Consider the following 4,351-nt stretch of genomic DNA (forward strand, 5'->3'; position numbering starts at 1 on the left):
AATCCCGGCAATGTGACCTGGGTGGTGGGCCGCGGCGACCTGATGATGCTGCTGTGGGGAGCCATCACCCTGATTCTTTTGCGCAAAGGCAAAAGCCGCGGCGCCTGGGTGATCCCCGCCGCCTGGGCATCGTTCACCCTGGCGATAATGTCCAAAGAAACGGCCCTGTTTTTTATTCCCCTCTTCCTGCTGGCCGACCCGCCGAAAACAAAATGGCGCCAACGTGTTTATCACCTCGGGTTCCTGGGCATCGGCGCCGCCTTCCTGGCCGTCAAGCACCTGCTGCTGGGTATCGGCTCCGTCATGATGCTGATTACGCCCCACCCGTTGGAATACGTCACACGCGGGCTCTTCGTATTGGGCCACTACGCGGGCACCCTTTTGCTGCCGTTTCACCCGCCGTTGTTCAACTTTGTCACCGAAGTGGAAACGCCGGTCCATATCATTGGTGGAATACTGACCATGCTTGTGATTGCGGTTATGTCCATCAGAATGGTTCGCTTTCCCCGTCTCGAATACGTACGCCTTCCCATGGCATTGATCGCGGTTTTCCTGGTACCCTTCATTGTATTGGGACTTACCTCCATGTGGCCCTTCAGCCTTTCCACCCGCTACATGATGGCCGCCTCCACGGGCATGTTCTGGTTGTGGGCCCATGGTATCGAGCGCTTGCCCCGCCTGCCCCGGTACGTGATTTTTCCCGCCATTCTGTTGTTCTTTCTGCCGGCCGCCATTAACCACAACACCGCCCACCGGGATGAATTCACCTACTGGCAGCGCGCACTGGAAGATCATCCCGAACATCCGGTCCTCACCCTGAAGCTGGCCGGCGCCCATTACCGGGAAAAGCACGACCTGGCCGCCTACGCGCTGCTGCAACGCAACCAGGGCATGCGCGTGCAGCGGCTCACATTTCAGAACCAGCGGTTGCTGTTGGCCAAGCTGGAAGTGGAACGCCTGGATTACGCCGCCGCCTTAAAACACCTGGAAGCCGCGGAACCGTTGATTCCGTCAAACGCCTTCGAGGCGGAACTGCTGCGTTCCCGCATCGCCGCCGCCCGGGGAAATCCCGAAGAGGCGCTAGCCAGTTTGCGGAACCTGGTCCGCCAATCCCCCCGGAGACCCGACGCACATGTGCTGTTGCATCGCCTGTTGGCGGGCCGGGAAAACTGGGTTGCCGCGTCAGCAGTTGAGAAAGCGGCCCGCATCGCCCTGGGGAACCGCGCGTCATGGAACACCGCGGACATGGCGCGGCGTTTCAACGGCATGTCCTCCCTGGAAAAAGTGGGTTTTTACCTGGATCATCACAATCCCCTGGCCGCGGCCGCCTTGCTGAAAATGCTGGATAGTGAGGACAACCTGGACAACCGCCTGTTTTCCGCCTGGATCGATTTTCAGGCGGGCAACGAGGCAATCGCAATAGAAAAGGTGAACGCTGCAGCAGCAGTTTTTTCAAGCGCAACGGACCATGCCCGCATCGGCCGCTTCTTTCTGGACCACGTGAAACGCCCGGAAACAGCCATCACCTGGTATCGTCTCGCCTTGAGACATCAAGACAACCCGGAGTGGCAAAATCGGGTCGCCGGGCTGCAAGCCCTGGTCCATAATGACAAATAGTGTCACCCCAAAACCGCAAAATTCGGCATTTCAAGGCTGACGCGGACATGTTTATCACGGTTTCGGGGCAATTTGTCGTGGCATCTTTATTGCTACAGTAAGTCAGACCAACGCAATGTATGCAACTCACAGGAGGTATGCATGAACAAGAAAGGTTTTACTTTGATTGAATTGCTGATCGTCGTGGCCATCATCGGTATCGTCGCGGCCATCGCCATCCCCAACCTTCTGACCGCCCTGCAGCGCGGCAAACAGAAGGCCACCATGGGCGACATGAAGACCATCGGCAACGCCATCGGCAGTTACCTGGTGGACAACTCCATCTCACCCAATGATCTGACCGCCATCGGCAAGTTCCACATCCTGAAACTCCCCGAGCGTGACGGTTGGGGACACACCTGGTTGTACGTGCGGGGCACCACCAACCTGGACGAGTACTCCCTGGGTTCCAGCGGCCGCGACACCTCTTTCGCCGGCTGGGATCAGCAAGGCCAGTACACCGTTTCCAGCCTCGAGCACTTCAACTACGACATCATCCTCTCCAACGGCACCTTCACCTACGGACCCAAAGTCAACTAACAGCACTGCATCTCACGAATGCCCAAAAGCGGCTGGTACCTGCTGGTGCCGGCCGCTTTTTTTTTCATCCTCAATCTTTCTCTGGCCGGTACCGTACCCGCCGTGGTATTGGCCGCGGGCCATTTCACCCTGCTGGTCCTGTTGTTCCTGTTTTTCCGCACCGTTGAACTGAATCGCGTTCTGCCCCTGGTTGTCGCAACCGTATCCGGCCTGCTGTTTGTTTACGGCATTCTGCAAAAAACCCTGCTTTTCCCCCGTTACCTGGAGTGGATTCAGGAAGGAACGGATGAGTTCTCCCGCACCATCGCCATCCGCATCCAGAGCGGGCGTATTTTTGCCATCTTTACCCTGCCCACCCTGTACGCCATTGTCTGCGCGGTATTGATCATCTACATCCTGCACTTTCTGATCCGCAAAAACGGCATGGCCCGCCTGGGCTGGGCCATGCTGCTGCTTGCGGGTGTAATCAACCTGCTGTTGACCCAGTCTTTCGGCGGCGTAATCTACCTGGCGGCCGGGACCCTGGCCTACCTCTTTTTTTGCGGCATCCTGACCCCGCGCGTCCTGGCCCCGGCCCTCATGGCCATTTTCTTGTTTCTGTTCGTGATCACGGGCCTGCGTTTCAGTGAAGCCCAGCGCCTGGATCCGGCGCGGTTGCGCCTCTCCAACTGGCAACAGGCCACGCGCCTGGTCACACAGAACCCCTGGTTCGGCATCGGTCTGGGCAATTACGCTTCGGAAGTCAGCACCGTCACGCAACCAAACGAAGCCCGCTCCATTTACGCCCACAACGCCCTGCTCCAGGAGGTGGCGGAAACCGGCCTGCTCTTCAACCTGTTTCTGATCATGTTGTTATGGCGTTACCGCCGGCGCCTCCGGCCCGTATCCGTACGTCTCTCAGCCCCTCACCTGGCCGTGCTGGTCGTGCTGGCCATCTACAACCTGATCGACATCGGTGTCTATTTTTTTGCCGCAGGTTTTCTTTTAATCATCGCCCTCTCCCAGGTGTACCGCCGCCACACCGCGCCCGCCACGCGATTGCTCCTGCCCATCCTGCCCCTGGCCGCGATGCTGCTGGCGACAGCGATCTCCCGGGACGCGCTACAGGAAGGCCGCATCCTGTTCTCGCGCCAACAATCGCCCCAGGCCGCCGATGCCTTTTCAACCAGCCTGAAATGGAACCCGTGGAATGCCGCCGCCCACCTGGGCGCAGCCCAGGTGCACATGCTCAATCACCATCTGGACGCGGCTGCAAACGCCGCAAGCCGAGCGCTTGAAATCCAACCGGGGGCACCCTACGGTCATTTTCTTTTGAGCCACGTACGCCTGGACCAGGAGCGTTTCCAGGATGCCCTGTACCACGCGGAGCGGGCGGTTCAACGCCGGCCCGACCATGTGCCATACGCGCGCTGGAAGCAATCGCTGGAAGCCATTTTCAACCATGAGAAAACTGACGGATCAAATTGACTTCGCCCTGATCGCGGCCTGGGTCATTCTGTATCCAGCCAAGGACTCCAAAGCCTATTTCCTGGGGTTCGCCCTGCTGGCGGCCGTTTTGCTTTTTCGCGCTTTCCTGGCGGAGCGCCACATCATTACCAGCGGTTTCTGCGCCGGCCTGGGTTTGTCTGTCTTGTTGCTGCTTGGGTCTGTCCTGACCGCTCCCAACCGCCAGAACTCCCTGCTTTTCCTCTGCGACCTGGTCCTGGTGGCGCTGATCATCATCTCATTCGACAACGGCCGCCGTGACCGTGAGCAAGCCGTTCGCACCCTGATTTACCTGATTTCCATAACATCCCTGGTCACCATTGTCCTGCGTTTGGCGGGCATGCCTCTCAATCCGGGGTTCTTTTTTACCAATCCCATCCTCCAGGGGGTTTTGTCCGGCCTGGCGGTGCTACTGCTGCTCTCTTTTTTGCGGGAAGGGTTTGCCGCTTTCTATTGGATATTGCTGACTGTGAACCTGGCGGGCGTGTTCGCCTCTTCCTCCAAAGCCGCCTTTATCGGCATCGTGGTGTTCGGATTCTTCAGCATCCCCCGGCACCGGAAACGCTGGGTAATGGCCCTGCTGGTCCTTATAGTCCTGACCTTTGTCATCCCCAACCCGGTACGCTCCATGTTCCACCATTCTCTGAAACATGACCCCTACGCATTCGAC

The 4,351-nt window shown here is 58.6% G+C and carries 3 protein-coding genes; all 3 read left to right on the forward strand.

The features are described 5' to 3' along the window. Positions 1–1,758: 1,758 nt before the first annotated feature. Positions 1,759–2,196, forward strand: coding sequence for a prepilin-type N-terminal cleavage/methylation domain-containing protein (locus ENN40_00415; GenBank protein HDP93807.1), 438 nt, complete (start codon positions 1,759–1,761; stop codon positions 2,194–2,196). 18 nt (positions 2,197–2,214) lie between these two features. After that, on the forward strand, positions 2,215–3,663 hold the full coding sequence (locus ENN40_00420) for a hypothetical protein (GenBank protein HDP93808.1): 1,449 nt from the start codon (positions 2,215–2,217) through the stop codon (positions 3,661–3,663). Continuing rightward, the coding region (locus ENN40_00425; protein HDP93809.1) for a hypothetical protein at positions 3,638–4,351 on the forward strand (714 nt) is incomplete at its 3' end. The genes ENN40_00420 and ENN40_00425, both read left to right, overlap by 26 nt.

This window comes from Candidatus Aminicenantes bacterium (assembly GCA_011049425.1).
In the GTDB taxonomy this organism is placed as follows: Bacteria; Acidobacteriota; Aminicenantia; order UBA2199; family UBA2199; genus UBA876.